23 protein-coding genes and 2 pseudogenes are annotated in these 20,343 nt (G+C 59.7%); 13 read left to right on the forward strand and 12 right to left on the reverse strand.

The window, feature by feature from the left end; translation table 11 throughout:
• Positions 1-100: 100 nt before the first annotated feature.
• The 3 genes and pseudogenes from ACEWPL_RS17750 to ACEWPL_RS17760 form a co-directional block, all read left to right on the forward strand.
• Positions 101-325, forward strand: a pseudogene (locus tag ACEWPL_RS17750) (transposase); the annotation flags it as partial.
• 253 nt (positions 326-578) lie between these two features.
• Positions 579-800, forward strand: a complete 222-nt coding sequence (locus ACEWPL_RS17755) for a type II toxin-antitoxin system Phd/YefM family antitoxin (RefSeq protein ID WP_393932254.1) — start codon at positions 579-581, stop codon at positions 798-800.
• On the forward strand, positions 797-1,186 hold the full coding sequence (locus tag ACEWPL_RS17760; protein ID WP_393932252.1) for a type II toxin-antitoxin system VapC family toxin: 390 nt from the start codon (positions 797-799) through the stop codon (positions 1,184-1,186). The genes ACEWPL_RS17755 and ACEWPL_RS17760 overlap by 4 nt, the downstream gene beginning before the upstream one ends.
• A gap of 118 nt (positions 1,187-1,304) precedes the next feature.
• Here ACEWPL_RS17760 and ACEWPL_RS17765 read toward each other — a convergent pair whose 3' ends face one another.
• The 4 genes from ACEWPL_RS17765 to ACEWPL_RS17780 all read right to left on the reverse strand — a co-directional run bounded on the left by ACEWPL_RS17765 (position 1,305) and on the right by ACEWPL_RS17780 (position 3,542).
• Positions 1,305-1,721, reverse strand: coding sequence for a PRC-barrel domain-containing protein (locus tag ACEWPL_RS17765; RefSeq protein ID WP_393932250.1), 417 nt, complete (start codon positions 1,719-1,721; stop codon positions 1,305-1,307).
• 51 nt (positions 1,722-1,772) lie between these two features.
• The gene (locus tag ACEWPL_RS17770; protein ID WP_393932248.1) at positions 1,773-2,558 is read right to left on the reverse strand and encodes a VPLPA-CTERM sorting domain-containing protein; all 786 of its coding nucleotides are present in this window, start codon (positions 2,556-2,558) and stop codon (positions 1,773-1,775) included.
• Between the two features lie 451 nt (positions 2,559-3,009).
• The gene (locus ACEWPL_RS17775; protein WP_393932246.1) at positions 3,010-3,300 is read right to left on the reverse strand and encodes a CcdB family protein; all 291 of its coding nucleotides are present in this window, start codon (positions 3,298-3,300) and stop codon (positions 3,010-3,012) included.
• Positions 3,288-3,542 (reverse strand): type II toxin-antitoxin system CcdA family antitoxin, encoded by a 255-nt coding sequence (locus tag ACEWPL_RS17780; RefSeq protein WP_393932244.1) that lies wholly within the window; start codon positions 3,540-3,542, stop codon positions 3,288-3,290. Before ACEWPL_RS17780 ends, ACEWPL_RS17775 begins: the two co-directional genes overlap by 13 nt.
• 136 nt (positions 3,543-3,678) lie before the next feature.
• Here ACEWPL_RS17780 and ACEWPL_RS17785 point away from each other — a divergent pair.
• The 3 genes and pseudogenes from ACEWPL_RS17785 to ACEWPL_RS17795 form a co-directional block, all read left to right on the forward strand.
• Positions 3,679-3,953, forward strand: a pseudogene (locus ACEWPL_RS17785) (integrase core domain-containing protein); the annotation flags it as partial.
• Positions 3,954-4,054: 101 nt separating this feature from the next.
• The gene (locus tag ACEWPL_RS17790; protein ID WP_393932242.1) at positions 4,055-4,318 is read left to right on the forward strand and encodes a ribbon-helix-helix protein, CopG family; all 264 of its coding nucleotides are present in this window, start codon (positions 4,055-4,057) and stop codon (positions 4,316-4,318) included.
• Positions 4,315-4,614 (forward strand): CcdB family protein, encoded by a 300-nt coding sequence (locus tag ACEWPL_RS17795; RefSeq protein WP_393932240.1) that lies wholly within the window; start codon positions 4,315-4,317, stop codon positions 4,612-4,614. Before ACEWPL_RS17790 ends, ACEWPL_RS17795 begins: the two co-directional genes overlap by 4 nt.
• Before the next feature lie 217 nt (positions 4,615-4,831).
• Here ACEWPL_RS17795 and ACEWPL_RS17800 read toward each other — a convergent pair whose 3' ends face one another.
• The 4 genes from ACEWPL_RS17800 to ACEWPL_RS17815 form a co-directional block, all read right to left on the reverse strand.
• Positions 4,832-5,923 (reverse strand): IS630 family transposase, encoded by a 1,092-nt coding sequence (locus ACEWPL_RS17800; protein ID WP_393932238.1) that lies wholly within the window; start codon positions 5,921-5,923, stop codon positions 4,832-4,834.
• 162 nt (positions 5,924-6,085) lie between these two features.
• The gene (locus ACEWPL_RS17805; RefSeq protein WP_393932236.1) at positions 6,086-7,288 is read right to left on the reverse strand and encodes a response regulator; all 1,203 of its coding nucleotides are present in this window, start codon (positions 7,286-7,288) and stop codon (positions 6,086-6,088) included.
• A gap of 239 nt (positions 7,289-7,527) precedes the next feature.
• On the reverse strand, positions 7,528-7,686 hold the full coding sequence (locus tag ACEWPL_RS17810; protein WP_393932256.1) for a CcdB family protein: 159 nt from the start codon (positions 7,684-7,686) through the stop codon (positions 7,528-7,530).
• A gap of 147 nt (positions 7,687-7,833) precedes the next feature.
• Complete coding sequence (locus ACEWPL_RS17815) at positions 7,834-8,055, reverse strand: type II toxin-antitoxin system CcdA family antitoxin (RefSeq protein WP_393932234.1); 222 nt, start codon at positions 8,053-8,055, stop codon at positions 7,834-7,836.
• A 268-nt stretch (positions 8,056-8,323) separates the two neighbouring features.
• On the opposite strand from ACEWPL_RS17815, the gene ACEWPL_RS17820 reads away from it, so the two are divergent.
• The 7 genes from ACEWPL_RS17820 (at position 8,324) to ACEWPL_RS17850 (ending at position 15,670) form a co-directional block, all read left to right on the forward strand.
• Positions 8,324-9,097 carry a metallophosphoesterase family protein gene (locus ACEWPL_RS17820; RefSeq protein WP_393932232.1) on the forward strand — a complete coding sequence of 258 codons (774 nt, stop codon included), beginning with the start codon at positions 8,324-8,326 and terminating at the stop codon, positions 9,095-9,097.
• Between the two features lie 150 nt (positions 9,098-9,247).
• A complete protein-coding gene (locus ACEWPL_RS17825; protein WP_393932230.1) occupies positions 9,248-10,894 on the forward strand; it encodes a hypothetical protein in 1,647 nt (548 codons plus the stop codon).
• Positions 10,895-11,197: 303 nt separating this feature from the next.
• Positions 11,198-11,803, forward strand: a complete 606-nt coding sequence (locus ACEWPL_RS17830) for a VPLPA-CTERM sorting domain-containing protein (protein ID WP_393932228.1) — start codon at positions 11,198-11,200, stop codon at positions 11,801-11,803.
• 107 nt (positions 11,804-11,910) lie between these two features.
• Positions 11,911-12,822: a hypothetical protein gene (locus ACEWPL_RS17835; RefSeq protein ID WP_393932226.1), complete on the forward strand. Its 912-nt coding sequence runs from the start codon at positions 11,911-11,913 to the stop codon at positions 12,820-12,822.
• A 185-nt stretch (positions 12,823-13,007) separates the two neighbouring features.
• Positions 13,008-13,769 carry a VPLPA-CTERM sorting domain-containing protein gene (locus ACEWPL_RS17840; RefSeq protein ID WP_393932224.1) on the forward strand — a complete coding sequence of 254 codons (762 nt, stop codon included), beginning with the start codon at positions 13,008-13,010 and terminating at the stop codon, positions 13,767-13,769.
• A 298-nt stretch (positions 13,770-14,067) separates the two neighbouring features.
• Complete coding sequence (locus ACEWPL_RS17845) at positions 14,068-14,661, forward strand: VPLPA-CTERM sorting domain-containing protein (RefSeq protein WP_393932222.1); 594 nt, start codon at positions 14,068-14,070, stop codon at positions 14,659-14,661.
• Positions 14,662-14,938: 277 nt separating this feature from the next.
• Positions 14,939-15,670 carry a VPLPA-CTERM sorting domain-containing protein gene (locus tag ACEWPL_RS17850; protein ID WP_393932220.1) on the forward strand — a complete coding sequence of 244 codons (732 nt, stop codon included), beginning with the start codon at positions 14,939-14,941 and terminating at the stop codon, positions 15,668-15,670.
• Between the two features lie 58 nt (positions 15,671-15,728).
• Here the strand turns inward: ACEWPL_RS17850 and ACEWPL_RS17855 are convergent, their stop codons facing one another.
• From ACEWPL_RS17855 to ACEWPL_RS17870, 4 genes are read right to left on the reverse strand one after another with little or no spacing between them, the layout of a single operon-like run.
• The gene (locus ACEWPL_RS17855) at positions 15,729-16,589 is read right to left on the reverse strand and encodes a glycosyltransferase family 2 protein (protein WP_393932218.1); all 861 of its coding nucleotides are present in this window, start codon (positions 16,587-16,589) and stop codon (positions 15,729-15,731) included.
• A 46-nt stretch (positions 16,590-16,635) separates the two neighbouring features.
• Positions 16,636-17,451 (reverse strand): CpsD/CapB family tyrosine-protein kinase, encoded by an 816-nt coding sequence (locus tag ACEWPL_RS17860; RefSeq protein ID WP_393932216.1) that lies wholly within the window; start codon positions 17,449-17,451, stop codon positions 16,636-16,638.
• Positions 17,452-17,481: 30 nt separating this feature from the next.
• On the reverse strand, positions 17,482-19,029 hold the full coding sequence (locus ACEWPL_RS17865; RefSeq protein ID WP_393932214.1) for a GumC family protein: 1,548 nt from the start codon (positions 19,027-19,029) through the stop codon (positions 17,482-17,484).
• Entirely contained in the window at positions 19,026-19,883 is an 858-nt protein-coding gene (locus ACEWPL_RS17870; RefSeq protein ID WP_393932212.1) for an ExeA family protein, read from the reverse strand. The genes ACEWPL_RS17865 and ACEWPL_RS17870 overlap by 4 nt, the downstream gene beginning before the upstream one ends.
• Positions 19,884-20,343 lie beyond the last annotated feature (460 nt).

Raw genomic sequence — 20,343 nt, forward strand, 5'->3', positions numbered from 1 at the left:
TCGCGGCCTGATCAGGCCCAAATCCGCATGCTCGGAGAACGCCGCTGGAGAATTTCCACCAGAATCGAGACACAACCCTGGCGCAAGCTTGAGCCAGAGAACAGAAGCTTGGTTTTGCGATCCTCAGGCACGATGGCAAAAGGGTTCGGTGGAGAAGCTGAACAAATGAGCGCGCCCGTATCTGCCACGAGACGCGCCCGTGGCCGCGTTCTCAAATCGAGATATGAAGTCGATTTGCGAGCGCTTGAACAGCACGCCCAGAAAGTGCCTGGGATGGAGAACACCGACCGAGGCTTTCAGAGAAGAGCTGATGAAACTGAGATAGTGGAAACCGTCGCAACGACCCTTAAGATTCCACGGTTGCGCACTACCCCCAACTGCGACTCTTGTTAGAAAACAGTAGTTTATCTGACCGAGGGAATTGGGATGGGTCGATTCCCCTGCCCCTCGGTCCAGGGCCGGAAAAGCCCGCGTTCGTTGGCGCAAAATCGTCGCGTATGCGCCCGCGGTTTCGGTGCCGTCAGGTTGACTATTGCCGCATTCTTAGCTAACTTAGCTAAGCGTAATCGGAGGTGCCCGTGCAATACAACGTCCACACGGCCAAAAGCCAACTGTCCAAGCTGATCGAAGCCGCCTTGGCGGGCGAGGATGTCGTTATTTCCAAGGGATCGAAACCGGTTGTCAGGCTGACCGCAATCCCGCAGGGTAGTTTCCGCCTCGGAACCTTGAAGGACAAGATCCGCACATCGCCGGATTTCCTGGAGCCGATGACCGAAGACGAGCTGGCCAGCTGGGAATGACATCCGTTCTGTTGGATACGCATGCTTGGGTCTGGTCGTTTCTCGATGATGACCAACTCTCGCGAACGGCCCGGGGCGCCATCGAAAATGCGGATGCGGTGTATGTGAGTCCGATCAGTTTCTTCGAGATCGGTCAAAAGGTGGGGATCGGCAAGTGGCCCGAAATGGCGCCGCATCTCCGCGACCTGCCCGACATCCTGCGGGGGCAAGGCGGGCTGACTGCCACATTGACCCCCGATATCTGCATTCACGCAAGCGCGCGGGCGTGGGATCACAGGGACCCGTTCGATCGGTTGATTGCGTCCACGGCCGAGCTTTCGGGCCTACGGCTGATATCAAAGGACGCTGTGTTTTCCGGCCTTTCGGACATCCACGTGGTCTGGTGATCCATCCGTAGGGTGTGCGCCCCTCGGCGTGGGCGGCTGAACACCCAGTCTTGCTCATCAGGCGCAAAAAGGCCCATCCACGAGGGGACAGGCCTAATTCTATAGATCAGGCAGGCGATCAGTCTTCGAATTCAGGTTGGTTTTCGAGCGCCTCTTCACTGCTGTCGATGTAAATTCGCAGATCGCCGCGGCCTTCCTCTTGCAGGAACTGCAACTTGTCGAAGGTCACGGCAACGGGCTTCTCTCCAAGCCCCAGAAACCCACCGACGTTGATGACGACCCTACCGACCTTGCCGCTTTCATCGAGGACCAGTGATTCAATCTCGCTCACGCTTTCGTCATTGGCGCCATAGACGGCAGTGCCTTCGAGGTCTTTCGACGTCATCCGGCGCACGGCTTCCTTGTTGGCCTGCTGGTAGCCCTCACGTTCGACCGATGGGCGTGTCGTCATCTCACGCTCGCCATCCATCGCGGCATCACCGGCTCCGGCGTTTTCGGCAAGATCCAATAAGTTGACGATGCCGGGTAAACACATACAAAAAGGCCGCCCCTAGGCGGCCTTTTTGTATCATTTCAGTATTTTGTCTTAGGCAGGGCGCTTGCGGCGACGCACTGCGGCGAGGCCGCCCAGACCAGCAATTAGGAGCCAGCCTGCGGCAGGAAGCGGAACCGGCGCTAGAGGCGTTTTGACCTCAGTTGCGAATTCCTCAAAACCTCCGTCCGAAGCATAGCCCGTGCAGACTAGATTCGGCTGAGATCCAGTGCAATTCTTGCCCAAGACAACGTGCAGCATGAAGAAGGAATCAGCAGCAATTCCGTCGAAAAGAGATTTTTCGATCTTTATTTCCATGTCCCCCTGACCACTGCCACCGCTGAAATCTACGGTGTCGATCTGGGTTCCAAGTGAGAACAGGAGGTTGTCGGCAGTGAACGCCCCCGTCCCAAAGCTGTTGTTTTGGCCATCTGTGTCGGCCCAAATGTCAAATGTCAGGAAGCTAAGGGTATCTTTCCCACCCCCATTCGGCTCGTTCCAGTCACCGAACAGGGAGTAAAATCCACTGTCCTCCACAAGATTTCCGAAGGTCAGTGCACGAGTGAAACCTGGCGAACGTTTTTCATCGAATTCGAAGCCTGAATTCGACAGACCGGAGTTATAGCCTTCTTCGATCGTGTTATTCTGGATTGTCAGGAACGGATTGATCACACCTGTTCCAGCGGTCGGAGCGAAGTCCTTCGCTGTGAATGTTACTTTGCCCTGCGTGTAACTCGATCCGTCAGTCGTCAAGTTTATGGGGACAGCGAAGGCTGGCCCACAAAGTCCCACGGCCATAGCGCTAGCGAATGCTGCGGTCGTATATTTACCAAGTACCATTTACGCCTCCTCTCGGCGAAATCGCCGAATACTGATCGGCAAACCCGCCGAATACTAATCTCACATGCTACCACGCCACATTCTTGCCACAAAGCGCTGTACTCTAATTTGAGCTCTACCTCACGAAATACAACGCAGGGTTGCGGATTTTTCGGTTTTCCGCTTGGAATTTCAGCCGATGGGTGTGTTGGGAGCTTTCATTTGGTTGGTTTGCGCCCAATATTAACCCCTCAGTACCGAATCACTGCCAGAACCGAGGCGGGTTCGTCATTCGCCTGGATGGCCGACCGAACCTTGGGCGTCGTCGTCGCTTGACTATGAAGATGGATTGGCATGGTCGCACTCCGTCCCGAACATCTCTCGGCGACAACAGTACATCTTTAGCGGGCTGCTGGTCGTATTGAATACCATGGAATAAGGATGTGTCCGAAACTCGTGTTGGTTTTGCGATTCATACGCCAGCCATGAGGATATCTACTGCCCGGATGATCAGATCGCCCTGGCTCGCAACACTCCCAGTGCGCCGCAAGCTCGACCGTCGCACAGACGCAATCAGTCGTGTTGCAAGGATCAGGCGCCCGCCGTCATGCTGGAGTTCTGGGTTTAGTTGGCGCACCGCCGGATAGCCGTCTAAAAGTGGAATGACGACTACGGACGGATCGGGCGGCAGAAGGTCACTTTCAACAACGACCATGGCGATGCCTTTGTATTCCGCGACATCAAAGCGGTTCAGTTGTTCCATGACGCCCCTGCGGGCACTGTAATGATGTCGGCCAGCGGATGACCGTGGCGCTCGTGCCAGTCCGATTGAGCCGCGAATGCGTTTGCGTTTTCGGCGAGCCACTTCTTGCGACGGGTCTCGGCGATGGCCTTGAGGAGCGCCGCCTCGGCCACCGCAGAGACGTTGATCCCAAGCTCTTTTGCACGGTCAAGGGTCTCAGCATCAAGCGTCAGGGAGGTCTTGCGCTTCGTCGCAACTGCCATATGATCATACTCCATTATAATACCGTCAAAATATACCGCCTTCGAGCGAAGTACAAGGCCGGTAGATAAGAGATCCGGATCGCCAACACGTTTTGCGGACATCGCCTATAGTAAAAGCTTGCTGTGCGCGGGGATCTGCGAAGCAAATGGAATCGAGCACCGCTTGACCAAGCCAAACCATCCGTGGGCCAATGGCCAAGTCGAGCGAATGAACCGCACGATCAAGGACGCGCCGGTGAAACGATACCATTATGACAGCCATGATCAGCTGCGCACGCACCTTGCCGACTTCATGGACGCATACAACTTCGCACGCAGGCTAAAGACCCTCAACGGCCTCACGCCCTACGAATACATCTGCAAGATTTGGACTTCGAACCAGATCGATTCATCCTAAATCCGATCCACTAAATGCCGGGACTGAACACCAACAGTTTTTTTAAAAGGGGATTTGCATCTTGTGCACGGTAATGCTACACATTTGTGTATCACTGGGCTGGTGGGAGGCATCAATGGGCGCATTGAATATTCGTGACATTGGGGAGGACCGCAAAGCTGCGTTGGATGCGGAAGCCAAGGCGCAGGGCGTGTCGGTTTCGGAACTCGTTCGGCGATATCTCGACGAAGGTGTCGAAAGAGCGAGATCGTCGCGGGCGCATAAGGAGTGGCTTAAAGAGTCCCGGAATGGCCTGGCCTTCGAGGCCGCAGCGCTGGGGCGTGACGGGCCAAGCCTTGCCCGCTATCGCAGGGTGCCGGGAGCCGGAGAGGGCAGGTGACCCAGTTTTCGCTTTGTAGGGTGCGACATGAGGATGCGTTGGTATGCCGCATTCAGACGGATCTGGGAGCCGACACGGCGTATCTTCTCTGCGCGCCGGTGGTACGGCAAAGTGAATGGAGCATTCCGATCCCGATGCTGCACATTCCATTCGAGTTCGACGGCGAGGCTTATCTGATCTTGATGTCGCAGATGCTCGCTTTGCCGACTGCCTCGCTCGGACCGGTCGTCGGTTTTGCAGGTGCGGTGCGGGACGAAATCGTGCGTGCCGTCGACCTTCTTGTTGTCGGCTTCTGACTAGAGGGCTCTGCCCTGCCGCTCGACGAGCAAAAATATGTGCAACTTGTCGAGGTGAACATTTCTACTTTGCGCGGCAACGGACGTTTCAACTTTGGTTGCAACATCGTCATGGGAAAGATCATGAAGGCGGTCGCGGCATAACAATTTGACAAAGCCTCCATGCCAGTATGATGGCCGGCCCTTTAGGCTACTACTGCTCTGAGTCTGACGCATCTTACCGGTTCCCTCGGAATTGATCGAGCTTGTCCAAGGCGCGGCGTTCCCGGGTGAGAATATTCTCGGCGGTTTTGGTCCATTTGAAGGGCTTGGGCCTCTCGTTGTGGTGCGCCAGATAATCGTAGATCGCGGCCTCAAGATCATCGACGCTGGAATAGCTGCCGCGCCGGATGCGCCTTGACGTGATCTCGGCGAAGAACCGTTCGACCAGGTTTAGCCAAGACGCACTGGTGGGCGTGAAGTGGAGCTTGAAGCGCGGGTGCTTGTCCAACCAGGCCTTCACCTCGGGCGTCTTGTGGGTGGCGTAGTTGTCGAGCACCAGATGCACATCGCGCCGTGTGGGCACAGCGTTGTCGATCTGTCGCAGGAATTTCAGGAACTCCTTCGCACGATGGCGCGGCATGCAATCGCCAATGACCGTGCCCGATTTCGCGTCCAGCGCCGCGAACAGCGTGGTCGTGCCGTGACGCTTGTAATCGTGGGTCATGGTGGCTGCCCGGCCCTTCTTGAGCGGCAGCCCCGGCTGGGTGCGGTCGAGTGCCTGGATCTGGGACTTCTCATCTACGCACAACACGACGGCCCGGTCCGGCGGGTCGAGGTAAAGGCCCACGATATCGGTGGCCTTCTCCTCGAACTTTGGGTCGTTCGAGACCTTGAACCCCTTCGTGAGATGCGGCTTCAAGCCAGCTTCCGCCCATATGCGGCCGACGCTCGACGGCGAGATACCCATGGCTTCGGCCATCAGCGCGCGGCTCCAGTGCGTGGCATTGTCTGGGGTTTCCTGCACCGTCTTGGCGATCACCTTCAACCTTGTTTCCACGGGCAGAGGCGGCACCCGCGAGGGCCGTGTCTTATCGCGCTTGAGGCCAGCCACGCCCTCATCAAGATACCGCTGCTGCCATCGCCAGACCGTGGGCTTCGACGTGCGCGCGCGTCGCATGATCTCGAACGTGCCATGACCGTCCGCTGTGGCCAAGACGATCTCCGCCCGCCAGACAAGCTTGCGCGCAGTGTTGCGGTTGCTGATCAGCGCTTCAAGATCAGCACGGTCGGCGGGGCCAAGGTAAAGGCAGATGTCAGAGCGTCGCATCCGCTGATCATGCCACAGCCGGACATCATTGGGAATCCTATGTCAGGTGGGGAACACTACCCCCCTACACTTACCGCGAGATCCAATGAATGGTCGTGATTATGCCCTGCCAAAATATAGTATTTTCTTCAGGAAGCCGGCCGGTCGGAGCGCGCGGCAACATCAAGGGCTGAAGAGGCCCGCGACCTTTCGGCCATGCTTGTCCAGTGATCGGTTCTTCGCAAAGGCGAGTGCCCGGGCCGTCGCGATTTCCGCGCGCTCTGTCCTTGCGCCCTGCAGCGGTACCGGCCCCCCGACCGACACGTCGAGGTCCGGACCATGCTCGGACAGGCCGCACCCAAGCCGTCTCGCGATGTCGCTTTCGAGGGCAATCGCGGAGGGTGGGTTTGCGGAACCGGCGGCAATCAGAAGGGCCGCGTTCTCATCATAGGCCATCACCGTTCGATCACCATCGAAACACCGGGCCGCCGCCGCCGCAATCTCCTGAAGCCGCGCGGCGAACTCTTCGGGCGAAGCTTGGCCTTGCAGCTCTTCGACGTCATCTATGCTGATCGCGAAGATTTTTATCTCATCCACCTTTTTGCGCGGCAACCGGGTGAGAAAGCTCGACAGGGCCCTATAGTCCACAAGACTGCCCACAGCTTGAAGGCGCAGGCCCCCGGGACGTTGGCCGCGCTGGCGGTCTTCCTGCCGGAGCGTACCTGCATCGTGCCCAGACTGGATCGCGTCCTGCGCCAGCCTCAGCTGTGTTCCCAACTCTTCAATATCGAACGGTTTGGTGATGTAGTCGGTTGCACCTGCCCGATAGGCATCCCCCATGTGCTGTATGTCCCGCATCGCGCTAAGCATCAGGATTGGCGTCCCGCGATATTGCGGGATCTTCCGAACCTCTCGGCAGAGTTCGATACCATCCATGCCGGGCATGCTGATATCGAGCAGAAGGCATTCAAAGCCTTTCCCCGAGCGGGTCAGTAAATCCAACGCCTTTTCCCCTGATTCAGCGAGTACAACATCAAAGAAACCGGCCTTTGCACAGAGCATCGGCACAAGGTCCAGGATGAACGGATCATCATCGACCGCAAGGATCCTCATCGGCGCTTTGAGTTGCGAACTCTGCGGGACGTCTGGCGCATCGGATGAGCGTGGATCTTCATTCGCGCTCCAGCGGCTTGTCGCGGATGGGCCTCGAACAGATCTAGCAAGAGAAGTGATGGCCATCTGGGCAAGCGGCAGCAGAATTGTGACGGCCGCCCCCACCAGCGCATAGATGCCAAGAGCAAGCCAAAACGTTTCGCCAAGAAAAAGAGTGACCAAGGAGGCCAGCAGCCCAGCAACGGCACCCACCAGAAGATATCCAATAATCATAAACTCATCTCTCCCGACATTTTCCCGCCCGCAAGATCTTCATAGTCAAAACGCGAGATTCCGGGTCGCAACTGCTGCAGTAAGGCCTCATTTCTGGAACGAACCCGCTAAGCATGTGGGGTAGGTCACAGTACAACTATAAGCAGTTTATCTTGAGCGGATGGCAAAATGATGGCGCCGCCGGGAAATAAGTTCGACTTGTGGGAGATAGGCGGCAGTAGAGGAGGGCGTGAAACGCGTCACACCCCGTCAATCAGGATATCCAGGGCCTGTTTCAAGGCATCGCGATGCACGCCCAGAGAGCCGACCGGCGGCCCCAATTCGGTGCCCGGAACCGCGGCCAATTCCTGAATGCGCACGATATATGCCAGGCCTTCGACCTCGGCGGGCGGCGTCAGCCCCGGAAATGCGGCATAGCGTCACGTCTCACGCAATGGCGCGACGATGCGGGACGCGTTGATACCGATCAGGTCGGTCTGGAGGTCTACAACAAGTTGTCCGCTGCGGAGGCGATGAAGGTCAAACTGGGCCATGAGGGCAATATGCTAGAAGTTTCTGAACGGCGTAAGCAGTAACCCGTCCCGGACGATCTCTTCGGTATAGGTGGCGATCGCTGCTCGGTTTTCAGTACGCCACAGACGATTGCATTCCGTCTTGGTCGCCTCGGAAATAGCGGCTTCTGCAAGGCGTGACATGTTGAGGCCAAGCGTCCGGGCCGTTTCCACCACGTCCGACTCGAGCGTCAGATTTACCTTTACGCGTCCCATGAGAGCCTCTCCGAACATACTGATGTTATGGGAGCATGAATGATACGCCTTACCTGGGCAAGACGAGGTCCCGGAGGCGAAGCATGGGCACCCGGACTCTTGACCAACTGGATGGATAAAGGCGCCAGGTGTTTGATCCCAGGGTTTGACGGGCACCTGCCTTGCCAGATCAGACTGCGCCATTTTGCCAGTACCCGGAAATAATCGTTATGTCCAAAGGGCTCGGTCTGTAGGATCACCTCCATAGAGAAGGGCGCGATTTGAGGTCATGGCGATATTCGGGGCACATATCTTGCGCATGGTCGGCGCCAAGCTTGCAGGAAGCAGGCATACGAGACCATCCCCGGCCGCGCCATTCCTGGCGGTCGGGGATATTCATGGCCGGGCGGATCTGCTGGCGGAGTTGCTGGGCCGGATGGCTGCGGATCATTCGGGCTGGCCGGTGGTTTTTCTGGGTGATTATGTCGACCGGGGACCGGACAGCCGCCGGGTTCTGGATCTGCTGATGGCGGCCACGGCCAATGGCGGCGCCACCTGCCTGATGGGCAATCACGAGCGTATGCTTCTGGATTTCGTGGAGGATCCGGCGCCCCGCGGCCCGCGCTGGCTGCGCAACGGCGGGGTTGAGACGGCGGCTAGCTTTGACGTGAGGGTGCCGGAGGGCGCGCTGGATGATCCGGCCGCGCTGGAGGCCCTGCGGGATGTGTTTGTCGCAGCGATGGGCGTGAACCGGATTGAATGGCTGCGCGCACTGCCTCTGGTCTGGCGCAGCGGGAATGTATGGGCGGTTCATGCGGGGGCCGCGCCCGGGCGTCCGATGGACCGGCAAAGCCCGGATGTGCTGCTTTGGGGGCATCCGCAATTTTTGCAACAGGCGCGCGATGACGGCCAGTGGATCGTCCATGGGCACACAATCACGGATGTGCTGCAGGCTCGACAGGGGCGGATCGGCGTCGATACCGGCGCGTATGCTACCGGCATATTGAGCGCTGCGGCCGTCACGCCTGGGGGGGTCACATTCCTGCAGGCGCATGGCGGGTGATCGTGGCCCCAGCGCGATTTCGATCCGCCGCTGATCCGCTGCCAGTTCGCTGTCGCGGCGCCCCCCCCTTGCGCGAAAAGAGGGTTTTCGGTCAGGATGGGGCAAAGGCCGCGATGGGCGGCGCTTCTTCGGCCGGACTATGATTTCGCGATGTCTTTGATCCTTCTTACGCGCCGAAAACTGCTCAAGCGGCTGGCTGGGCTGACCGGGTTGGTCCTTGTGCCTGGGGCGGCGCTGTCCCAAGGCAATCTGGCGGCGGGGGTGGCGGCGGCGAAGAAGGGTACGGTCCTTGTGCGGCTGGCGACGCTTCTGGGGCTGGGGCCGGGGGGGCGGCCTTTGGCGCGGGTCGACATCCCCCCGACCAGCGCGCCGGTGCTGGGCAAGGATGCGCAGGGCGCGGGGCACCGCCTGCTCTGGCAACTGATGTTCGAGGGCCGCGCGGCGGGCAATCACGGCGATCTTTACGAGAATCGCGATCGCGGCCATTCGCGGCTGCCGGCGGGCGCCCATCCGCAGCTGACGCATGTCGTCTATGACGACGCGGCGCGCAAGGCCGGCCTCGATTACGGGCTCGCCGGGCCAGTGATCTTTGAGGTGCCAGTGATCGGAAATTCCTCGACCGCGATCAAATCTGGGCTGTTCTGGCGTTCGCTGCCACGCCATGCGCTGCTGAGCCCGGGCGGACCCCAGACGCTCTATCAGAATTACCTGGCGGGGCAGATGCATGTCTATCCCGAACACCGCGATCATGATCCCAAGCACGGCGATCTCATCCCGGCCAATACGCCCTATTTCCTGATCTCGCAGGGCTCGTCGGGTTCGGACCGGGGGCTGCTCAAGGCGCTGGCGATGATCCTTGCGGCGCTGCGCCCCGAAACCAAGGCGTTTTTGCACAAGACTCAGCTTTTGGCGCCGACGGTACAGATGATCCTGCGCCGCAACCTCACCTCCGTGCGCAGCCGGGCGGCGTATCTGACGGGCTTGGCGCATCCTTCGGTGATTCCCAGCGATCAGATCAACCTGATGCGCATGGTGCGACTGGCCAATGCACTGACGCCGGAGATGGTGCCGCCCATGGTGCGGCTATCGGTCCTGTCGGAAACGGAGGGCACGGAAGGCATCGACTATTTTGGCGAGGGACTGAGCGAGCGGATCTTCGACACGCCCGCCGCAATCGCCCGGCTCTGGCGCGGGAGCGGCGCAGAGCGCCGCATGATCGTCTCGGCCGAGGCCACGCGCGATCCGAACGGGGGCAGCCCCGAGTTCGAGTGGCGGGTGCTGCGCGGCGATCCTGCCCGCACGCGGGTAGAGCCGCTGGACGCGCGTGGCCTGCGGGCCCGCATCACGCTGGACTGGCAATTGCCGCGCCCGGTTCCGGGGCGACCCGACATCCTGTCTTCCCGCGTCGATATTGGTGTCTTTGCCCGCTCGGGTTCGCAGGACAGCACGCCCGGCCTGATTTCGATCCTGCTTCCGCAGCATGAAGCGCGCCGATATGGCGCCGGCCCAGATGGCGCGCTGCGGATCGAAAGCATCGACCGCCGGGTACCGAAAGGCGGCTATGCCGACCCCGCCCTGTTTCCGCGCAGCGACTGGCGCGATGTCTATCGCTACGGGCCGGATGGCGCGCTGCTGGGGTGGGAGAGGGACGGCCCCGGCGCGCGCACCCGGTTCGATGCGGCCGGCCGGATGATCGCCGCTGAGGGGCCGGTGCCGGTGCGGCACATGGTCGAGCGGGAGACTGAAGCGATGCCTCGGATCGTCATGCAGAGTGCCTCCCGCCCCAAGGCGAAATAGGCGCGGGCCAGGAGGGCCCGGCGCGGTTATGCAGCAATGATTCGCTGAAGTCAGGCCCGCACGCTGCGACCTGTAGGTATTGATCCGATGACAATTCTACTTGGGGTTGCGCCCATTGTTTACGTTGGGGCAAGAAATCCTCGTGGTAACAAGAGCGTATCATCAAAACAGGAAACAATCGCCCTTATTGGTAAAGATTTCTAGGAAATCAGGCGATTCTGTGGCATCAGTAAAGAAGCGCCTGCACAAGTATTTTTTGGCGTAGTGTTGTCTATTTTAACCATTGAAATGGGGGAATGAACGGTGAGTATATCAACAAAAATCTTGGGAGCTGCGGCAGCCATCGCAATGACGGCTCTCGCCGCGCCAGCGGCATATGCAGCCACAGTATTCAATCTGGGAGGCTCCAGTACGGAAGCGTCTTCGTTTGCCTACTCAGTCGATGGCATCGGCCTGACGGTCACGGGTGAGCGGAATTTCTTTGGTTGGGACGATGTCGATGTCACAAGACGTACTGGCGGGTTGGGCGTGACTGGATTTCTTGATACTAGCAGTGCGCTCGACGGTCAGATCGACGAACGGTTGACGTTCAGCTTCGATCAGAACGTGAAAATGATGTCGATCATGTTTACTGCATATGATGACAATGATCCCTACGACATCTACGTTGATTCCGGCGCCGGTCTTACACTGATCACAGGGGATTCGAATGCCAACCCCTACCTGTTCTCGCCGTTCCTCACTGGCGATACATTGCGTATCGCCGTTGATGGCAATGCTTCGGCTTTCCGAGTCAGTTCAATGACGGTTGCAGCCGTTCCGCTGCCGGCCGCCGGTTGGCTGATGATCGCGGGTCTGGGCGGCCTTGGCGCCCTGCGCCGCCGTCGGAAGAACGCTGCAGCTGCATAACGCAGGCTGCGAGACGGATATCGGGAAGGGCCGCATGATGCGGCCCTTTTCTTTAGCGATACGGGACGCCGGAGAGGTGCCGCTGGCAGTTGGCGCCGAGGGTGCAGATGATCCTGCGCCGCAACCTTACCTCCGTGCGCAGCCGGGCGGCGTATCTGACGGGGCTGGCGCATCCTTCGGTAATCCCCAGCGATCAGATCAACCTGATGCGCATGGTGCAACTGGCCAATGCGCTGACGCCGGACATGGTGCCGCCCATGGTGCGGCTATCGGTCCTGTCGGAAACGAAGAGCACGGAAGGCATCGACTATTTCGGCGAGGGACTGAGCGAGCGGATCTTCGACACGCCCGCCGCCATCGCCCGACTCTGGCGCGGGAGCGGCGCAGAGCGCAGCATGATCGTCTCGGCCGAGGCGACGCGTGATCCGAACGGGGGCAGCCCCGAGTTCGACTGGCGGGTGTTGCGCGGCGATCCCGCCCGCACGCGGGTAGAGCCGCTGGACGCGCGTGGCCTGCGGGCGCGCATCACCGTGGCCTGGCAACTGCCGCGCCCGGTTCCGGGGCGGCCCGACATTCTGTCTTCTCGCGTCGATATCGGCGTCTTTGCCCGCTCGGGTCGGCAGGACAGCGCGCCGGGACTGATCTCGGTGCTGCTGCCGCAGCACGAAATGCGCCGCTACGGACCCGGCCCGAATGGCCAGATGCGGATCGAAAGTCTCGACCGGCGGGTGCCGGAGGGCGGCTATGCCGACCCCGCCCTGTTCCCGCGTAGCGACTGGCGCGATATCTACCGCTACGGCCCGGATGGCGCGCTGCTTGGGTGGGACAGGGAAGGGCGCGGGCGCGCGGCCAGTTTGATGCGGCCGGCCGGTTGGTCACCCCCAAAGGCCCGTTTCCAGTCCGGCACATGGTCGAGCGGGAGACTGAAGCGGTGCCTCGGATCGTCATGCAGAGTGCCTCCCGCCCCAAGGCGAAATAGGCGCGGGCCAGGAGGGTCCGGCGCGGTTATGCAGCATTGATTCGCTGAAGTCAGGCCCGCACGCTGCGACCTGTAGGTATTGATCCGATGACAATTCTACTTGGGGTTGCGCCCATTGTTTACGTTGGGGCAAGAAATCCTCGTGGTAACAAGGGCGTATCATCAAAACAGGAAACAATCGCCCTTATTGGTAAAGATTTCTAGGAAATCAGGCGATTCTGTGGCATGCTTATCCATGACCGAAGGCGGCGACCGCGCGCCTCTTTTGACGCGATATTATCTAATCTGACCATTGAAATGGGGGAATTAACGATGAATATCAAGAAAACTCTATTATCTACCACCGTTGCTGCTGGGGCGGTTGGTATCTTCCTGATGGGAGCTACAAGCGCATCGGCAGCAACACTGTCAATTGATGGCGGCACAGCAGGGGTCATTCCCGGCGGCTCAGCGGTGAATGACGGGCTTGGCCCACTCGGGCTGGCAAACCCGCTTGCGGGTTTTTATGGTTCGACGATCAATTTGTCTGGCCCGGCCAAGGTGACCTTTACGCTGCTGGGTTATGAAGCTGGATTCAACAACACATTCACTTACGGCTCGGATGAGTTGAACGGTGGTGGCGGTGTTGGTGGGTCTACTGGAACTTGGAGTGCAGCCGGACTTGATAGCTTCATGGCGATCGCCGGGGCCGGCACCCTTGCTTTCAGTTTCAGTACCGATGGCAATGGCGGTTCGACCGCAGTGAATGGTTCCAACCCCGATAACACTGGACCGGAGATCAACTTCTTCGCGTCCGCTGCTGGGGATCAGAGTGGCAAGTTTGTCTATCTGTTCCTGGATGACGGTGGTGCGGGGAATGACGACAACCATGATGACCTAGTGGTTCGGGTAGACGTGGCCCCCGTGCCGCTTCCGGCAGCGGGAATCCTACTGTTTGGCGCGCTGGGTGGTCTGGCCGCCATGCGCCGCCGCAAGAAAGCTGCATGACGCCAAACTGCAAAAGAAATTTGAGAAGGGCCGCATCTGCGGCCCTTTTTTTGTCTCCGGCGATGCACGGGGTCGCGATTCGCAATGGGGGCGCTTCCCGGGAGTATGCCCTTTGGCGACAATCCGATCTGAAATTGTCTATTGGCGCACCTTGCGAAAAAATACCCCCCCGGTTGTGTAAAAGAAGAGCATGGCACGGTTAAATATGGCAAAAATGTGATTTTTGGTGTTGTTAAGGGAAACCAAACCAACTTAGGGTCGTTAAACCCGTGTGGTTCTAGTTTTGAAGGAGATTAAGATGACAACTAAGATTAAAATTGCCAGCGTTGCCGCTGGTATGCTCGTGGCGAGCGCCGTAGGCGCCTCTGCCGCAGTGATTGACTTTGGGGCAAGCGAGAGTTCGGGGGGTTCAGTTACAAACTTCCCCAACGCCGAGCCCCTTATTGCTGAATTCTCCTTCGAAGAAAATGAGGATAATGGGGCTTTCTTTGCATATCAGGATCTGACCGTGGGCCGTGAGTTTTCCATCCTGCTGGAAGACTATCAGCCGAGCTTTTCGGGGACTGCGCAAAGCTTCTTCTCGATTTTGAACCTTGACACATCCAGCTATGTGACAACGGCCAGCACCTGCTCAAGCACGATTGCGGCGATTGATGGCGCCAGCTGTAATCCCGTGAATGGTGCGGAAGGAGATGCCGGAAATCCCCCGCCCATCTCCTTCTCGGGGCTTGCTGCCGGAAATTACCGCATCGGGTTCTTTGAGAGTGGCGATCCGGAGACGACCCAGCTGGACGTCCGTGTTTCGGCCGTGCCCCTGCCTGCTGCTGGCTTCATGCTGTTTGGCGCGCTGGGTGGCCTGGCCGCCATGCGTCGCCGCAAGAAAGCTGCATGACCCCAAGCTGCAAAAGAAGTTTGAGAAGGGCCGCATTAGCGGCCCTTTTTGTTTTTGCGGCGAATCGGCGTGCTAATACTGCAAGGCAGTGAAATGTTCATCGAATGTGCATAATGGCCGCACTCTGGGGGAATTGATCCCCGAGCAGTCAGCCTGCGCCCCCTGCGCCCCTGAAAACAAGGCAAAGATAGGGCGGATCCGAGGCATTTCTGTTTGCCCGGCGCGCTATCTGATTTATGTTATATTTAGATGTGCGTTTCGAGGCTTGGAGATTGGTATGAGTTTTGTGGGGAATATCTTGGGTAGGACCGGTGCTGCGGCGCTGGCGGTTGCGGGGGTCTTTGCCGTTGCGCCCATGGCGAATGCCGCCGCGATTCATGCAACCTCGGCAGAAGTCATCAAGGATGGCCCACGCGGTACGGCGGACGGACGAGACGATATCTCCAACGCATTCGGCGAAGCGGATGGCGCATTCTTTGAGCTTGGCTACGATGCCGTGGTCGAATTTCAGTTCGGCACGCCGACCGGTCAGGCTTTTTTTGCGTCCGGGGCCCTTATCGAGGTGACGTTCAACGAAAACCCCAATTGGAAGGAGGCGGTGCTGATCGAAGTTGGCCGCAAGGGGATTGCCGACAGTTTTGTCGCGGCCAATCCGACCCCCTTCATCAATAGCGAAACCTTCGACGATCCCACCTTCACTGCGGACGGTGTATTCGACACCGTGCGCCTGACGGATCTGACCCGGACCCTGTTCTCCGGTAGCGCGAACGATGGCGTGTCCGGCTCCGGTAACCCCATTGCGGGCCTGGGCGGAGGCTCCTCCTTTACCGCTGGCGGAGCTGGGTCTTCGGATCAAAGTGCTGGCCTGCCCTCGGCTACGGGCCCCACAGGTGGGTTCGACGTGGATGCGATCACCGTGATGCCCGTGCCGCTTCCGGCTGCGGGATTTCTGCTGATCGGGGCGCTTGGCGGGTTGGCCGCCCTGCGCCGGCGCCGCAAGCCGGCCTGATCTTTGGGGACATGATCCAGTGGCTAGAGAGGCCGCATGACGCGGCCCTTTTCGCGTTTCAGATCTCGAGCCCCGCGGCCTGACGCAGCATCCAGGCCATCCGCACGAGTCGCAGGCGGATCAAGGTGACTGCCGCGCGCCAGCGATCACCCGCGCCCGAAAGGGCCGGGCTTCTCCATATCCTGGGCAGATGGGCCAGGATGCTGAGCGGCATCATCAGCCCCTTCAGCGCCCATTTCAGCCGCGCCCCCGCGTCCCCGCCAGTCTGTCCGAACATTTCCTGCGTGATACGCCGCCACTTGCCGCGCAGCGCCGGCCAATCCTGACGCGACGGATGCCCCACGCGCAGGCTGTCCTCGTAGACGAGCCGATATCCCTTGGCCGTCGCGCGAAAGGACCAGTCGCGATCCTCCGAGACGCCGCCGCGAAACGGGCCCACATCCTCGAACACATCGCGCCGGGTGATCAGGTTACCCGTGCCGGAAAACCCCTGCACCTCGATATACTGGCGAAAATCGAAGGCGAAGACGGCCTCGAATGCCTCGGCCCCGCTGCGTGGCGGCGGGGTTTCGTCAAAGACCTCGACCCGCCCACCGACCAGGTCGGCCCGGCCCGCCACCGCACGGCCGACAGCCACCCAGTCGTGGGCCGGAAGGCAATCGGCATCGATGAACATGAGGCAAGGCGCGCGCGTCTCGGCCACGCCACGGTTGCGCGCGGCGGCGGCGCCTTTCTGACGCTCGAGGGCAAAGCGGATACCGGGAAATTTCGCCTCGGTCGCGGCCAGGGACTGGGACGAGCCGTTATCGACGACCAGGACCTCACAGCCGCAAAGCTCATTCTCCATCAGGGCCGCAAGGCAACGCTCCAGCCGCATCACATCATTGTAATGCGGAATGATGATCGCAATTTCGGGCATCGCGGCTCCTTCCGGCTGCTCCCGCTCCTATGCAGGCACCCGGTCCTCAGGAATAGTAGTCATACCCTTCGGCATCGCTGGTATAGCGGCATTTGTTCAGAACCATGCCCATCACGTTGGTCAGCTCCGCCACCTGCCGTTCGGCCTGATCGAGGCGCTTGAGCGGGGTGTTTTCCGCGGCGGCGATGATGATCGCGCAGTCGACATTCTGCAGAAAGGCGATGTTGTCGTCGCTGCTATTGAGCGGAGAGAGGTCGAAGAACACTAGCTCCGGGGCATAGTCCGTCTCGATCTCTGCGAGCACGTCGCGGGCGCCGCGGCTCAGCAGAAGCTCCGAGGGGTTGGAGGCGGGGCCGTTGTTGAGGCCGAAGCCGACACGATCTCCGAGGCAGATCCCGTGTTCGGAAAAGCGCACGCGCTGCTCCAGTACATCGGCCATGGAGTGATCGCTGGTCTGGCCCAGAACCTTGTGAAGCGTCGGCCGGCGCAGATCGAGGTCAATGCACAGCACTCGCATGTCATGCTGCCGCCCGAAGCTGAACGCAAGATTGGCCACGGTGGTCGTCTTGCCGGCCCCCGCATCGGGCGAGACGATCGCGACCCGGCGCCAGCCATTAGTCTGCGCCTGGTGGATGATCTTGGTGCGCAGAAGATCGTAGGGTGCGGCGTCGCGCCCCCTCTCGGCGGCGGTCACCCTGTTTTTTTGCAGCAGGGCGCGGTTTAACTTGAAGGGTGCAAGCGCATCCCAAGCGGCATCGACCGACGGGCGGACCGCGGGCTGAGGCGCGTGCTGCGTCCGGGATTGACTGCCCTCCTGACGCTGTGCCCGGGCCTTGGCCAGGGCTTCCTGAATGCGTTCCATCTCAAGCGCTCCTGATATCGTTACGGCCGGTCACCAGCGGACGCCGATCTTGTTCATGGCCCGATCGGCCAGAAGATCGAGCGGCAGATAATAAAGATGCACGGCATAGACGGCTATGGGAATCCCTAGAAGGATTACAAGATAGACGGTGATCCTGATCAGCCGCTTCCAGAAGATCTCCGAGCCACTGCGCATGTAGGGAATGGTGGCGAGGGGGCGCACACTGATGCGCTTGACGATGTCTTCGGGCCGGCGGGCCGTGCGGTTGAGCAGCTCGATCGCGACGATGAGGGCGATGCCTGCAAGAATACCAAGCATGGTGCCCCCGCCCGCGATCAGGATCCGGTTGGGTTTCGTGGGCTCGGTGGGTACGGCGGGCGGTTCGATTATAGATATGCGCTGACCTTGAGACAGGCTCTCTATCCGCTCGCCCGTACTGGCCCGCGCAAGGCGGTCGACAGCCGTATTGTACTGCGCTTCGATATTGGCGTAGCTGCGCGTCATCTCGTCGAGAGTCACGGTGTTAGAGGGGGTCTCGCTCAGGGTCTTGCTGAGGGTCTCGAGCCGCGCCGCGGCGTCCTCGCGCTGTTCCTGTAGCATGGTGATGCGCGTCTCGATCTCGCTCAGCTGGAGATCGAGGGTGACGGACCCGCGACTTGGAGCGGAGGCATCCGTCTGCGGCTCGGCCTGAGCCCGCGAGGCTATCCGATCTTCCAGTTGCGCGATCCGTGCTTCCAACATCTTTACCCGGGGGCTTTCGGGGGCGTAGACGGACAGTGTTTCATCAAGCTGGGCGCGCATTTGCTGCAGGCGCTGCTCGTCAGGGGACAGGGGGGCGCCGGAATTGCCCTCGAGCTGGCCGGTAGCCTCGAATATTTGCACAAGCCGCTCAGCCTGGTTCCTGAGCGACGATACATCCCGGTCGATCTGGCGAATCTCTTCCTGCAGGCTGGCCTGCTGGTCGAGACGGTATTCGAGACTCTCCGGTAGAGCCTCGGAATTCTCGGTCTTGAATTCGAGGATTCGGGCGCTTTGCGCATCGAGGTCCTGGCCCAGCCGCTCGACCTCCCGCTGGAAGAACTCCAGCGTGTTGCCCGCGCGCGAGGTGCGGAATTCGGCATTCTGCTGCTCGATCAGGGTCAGGTATTCGTTGAGAACCCCGGCAGCGATCTGCGGGCTGCGGGCTTCAAACGTGATGTTCATGATCGGAACCGGATCGCGTCCGCCGGGCGTCTGGATAATGGTGCGCGCGCGCATCGCCTCGACGATTTGGTCGGCCGTCATTTCTTGGACATCTTCAAACACGTTCTGGCTGCGCGCGACCGCCAGCATGTTTGCGCGTGTCGTCAGCCGCTGCTCGATGACTTCCAGCTGCTCGATCAGTCCGACCATGACTGTGGAGCTCGCCAGCTCGGACGGGATCTGCGGCCCCTCCAGAAGCAGGCGAGTCTGCGATTCATAGGCCGGTGGCAGGGTGAGCGCCATGATGACGGAGACGGCCGAGATGATCACCGCAACGAACAGGAAGTAATGCAGACGCCTGAAGGCAATCGAGAAATAATACTTCAACTCGCTCATGTCTTGTCGCTTTCTTCCGATGCTAGGGAAGCCCCAAAGTAAAGCCCATCGTCAAGAACGCCCTGAAGGGTCTCTGCGGTCACTATACTTTGCTCATTGCTCCACGCGTAGACCATTGCAATGTCGCACAGCTGATTGACAAGCCGCGGCACTCCTCCGGTCTGTTCATGTACGATCTTGCAGGCGCGCGTGGTAAATTCGTCACCCTTCCCGCCGACGGTGCGCAGCCGGTGCTGGATATACTGCGCCACCGTTTCCTCATCCATTGCCGGGATGTGAAAACTTGCGGCCACCCGCTGGGCCAGCTGCTTCATCTTGGGGCTGCGGATTACGTCGCGCAATTCCGGCTGCCCGATCAGGATCAGCTGGATCAGCTCATCCTTATTGGCATTAATATTAGTGAGCATGCGCAACTCTTCCAGCCCTTCCATCGACAGGTTCTGCGCCTCGTCGAAGATCAGGACCACCCGGCGTTCCTGAGCATATTCCGAGATCAGAAAATCCTGCAGCTTCTGGAATTTCTGCACATATGATGCGTCATTGGGTACCTCGATGGACAGCGCGTTCAGAACCCACAGCAAAAGCTCTCCGCGCCCACCCTGCGCGTTGGAAATGAGGCCGACGGTGATCGAGGGGTCCGTGTTCCTGAGCAGATGCTGGATCAGCGTCGTCTTGCCCGAGCCGATCTCGCCGGTGACCACGGTGATGGGCGCGCGCGAAAAGATGCCGTAATCGAGAACGGTATAGGCGTTCCGATGCGCCTTGGACCAATAGAGGAAGGTCGGGTCTGGCAGCAGTGTGAACGGGCGTTCGGACAGGCCGAAGAAATCGGCATAGAGGGTTTCCGGTCTCATGTGCATCCTTCAAACGGATCCTGCATCTTGGCGCCCATTTCCTGACCCGTGAGAACATACCGGACCGCCACGGCCTGCGGCGCGTCCGCCCGGTCCTTTTATCTGCCTGTTGCGGCGGCATCATTCAACAGACAATCCCGCGCATTGATGGCAAGAGTGAGGAAATTTGAGGGACGATCCGGGGCAGGACCGCCCTTGTGACCCGAATCAGGCAATGGCGCCCGCAAAACAGTTTTGCTTTTTATCGGCAGTTGTTCTGAGAGCGGTAACAATCCTTCGGGGTCCATTCTGCCGCTCTTCACGGGGAAAGGCTTAAAACTCTAAGGGTTCCATAGGGTTGAGGATTTATTTTTGTAGATTTAACCAAATTGTGTCTTGTTTTAGGCAGTGCAGGGTTGTTCACTTGGCTGTGAGTGAAAAGGCAGGCTGCCTGCTGCTGATCAGTGGTTATTCTAGCGAA

Origin of the sequence: Roseovarius roseus, assembly GCF_043355935.2 — a bacterium.
In the GTDB taxonomy this organism is placed as follows: Bacteria; Pseudomonadota; Alphaproteobacteria; order Rhodobacterales; family Rhodobacteraceae; genus Roseovarius; species Roseovarius roseus.

Bases quoted from the DNA above. Each gene is read 5' to 3' on its own strand.
- ACEWPL_RS17760 (WP_393932252.1), top strand. From the start codon at position 797: ATGACATCCGTTCTGTTGGATACGCATGCTTGGGTCTGGTCGTTTCTC.
- ACEWPL_RS17765 (WP_393932250.1), bottom strand. From the start codon at position 1,721: ATGTGTTTACCCGGCATCGTCAACTTATTGGATCTTGCCGAAAACGCC.
- ACEWPL_RS17770 (WP_393932248.1), bottom strand. From the start codon at position 2,558: ATGGTACTTGGTAAATATACGACCGCAGCATTCGCTAGCGCTATGGCC.
- ACEWPL_RS17775 (WP_393932246.1), bottom strand. From the start codon at position 3,300: ATGGAACAACTGAACCGCTTTGATGTCGCGGAATACAAAGGCATCGCC.
- ACEWPL_RS17780 (WP_393932244.1), bottom strand. From the start codon at position 3,542: ATGGCAGTTGCGACGAAGCGCAAGACCTCCCTGACGCTTGATGCTGAG.
- ACEWPL_RS17790 (WP_393932242.1), top strand. From the start codon at position 4,055: ATGGGCGCATTGAATATTCGTGACATTGGGGAGGACCGCAAAGCTGCG.
- ACEWPL_RS17800 (WP_393932238.1), bottom strand. From the start codon at position 5,923: ATGCGACGCTCTGACATCTGCCTTTACCTTGGCCCCGCCGACCGTGCT.
- ACEWPL_RS17805 (WP_393932236.1), bottom strand. From the start codon at position 7,288: ATGATTATTGGATATCTTCTGGTGGGTGCCGTTGCTGGGCTGCTGGCC.
- ACEWPL_RS17815 (WP_393932234.1), bottom strand. From the start codon at position 8,055: ATGGGACGCGTAAAGGTAAATCTGACGCTCGAGTCGGACGTGGTGGAA.
- ACEWPL_RS17820 (WP_393932232.1), top strand. From the start codon at position 8,324: ATGGCGATATTCGGGGCACATATCTTGCGCATGGTCGGCGCCAAGCTT.
- ACEWPL_RS17825 (WP_393932230.1), top strand. From the start codon at position 9,248: ATGTCTTTGATCCTTCTTACGCGCCGAAAACTGCTCAAGCGGCTGGCT.
- ACEWPL_RS17835 (WP_393932226.1), top strand. From the start codon at position 11,911: ATGATCCTGCGCCGCAACCTTACCTCCGTGCGCAGCCGGGCGGCGTAT.
- ACEWPL_RS17840 (WP_393932224.1), top strand. From the start codon at position 13,008: ATGCTTATCCATGACCGAAGGCGGCGACCGCGCGCCTCTTTTGACGCG.
- ACEWPL_RS17845 (WP_393932222.1), top strand. From the start codon at position 14,068: ATGACAACTAAGATTAAAATTGCCAGCGTTGCCGCTGGTATGCTCGTG.
- ACEWPL_RS17850 (WP_393932220.1), top strand. From the start codon at position 14,939: ATGAGTTTTGTGGGGAATATCTTGGGTAGGACCGGTGCTGCGGCGCTG.
- ACEWPL_RS17855 (WP_393932218.1), bottom strand. From the start codon at position 16,589: ATGCCCGAAATTGCGATCATCATTCCGCATTACAATGATGTGATGCGG.
- ACEWPL_RS17860 (WP_393932216.1), bottom strand. From the start codon at position 17,451: ATGGAACGCATTCAGGAAGCCCTGGCCAAGGCCCGGGCACAGCGTCAG.
- ACEWPL_RS17865 (WP_393932214.1), bottom strand. From the start codon at position 19,029: ATGAGCGAGTTGAAGTATTATTTCTCGATTGCCTTCAGGCGTCTGCAT.
- ACEWPL_RS17870 (WP_393932212.1), bottom strand. From the start codon at position 19,883: ATGAGACCGGAAACCCTCTATGCCGATTTCTTCGGCCTGTCCGAACGC.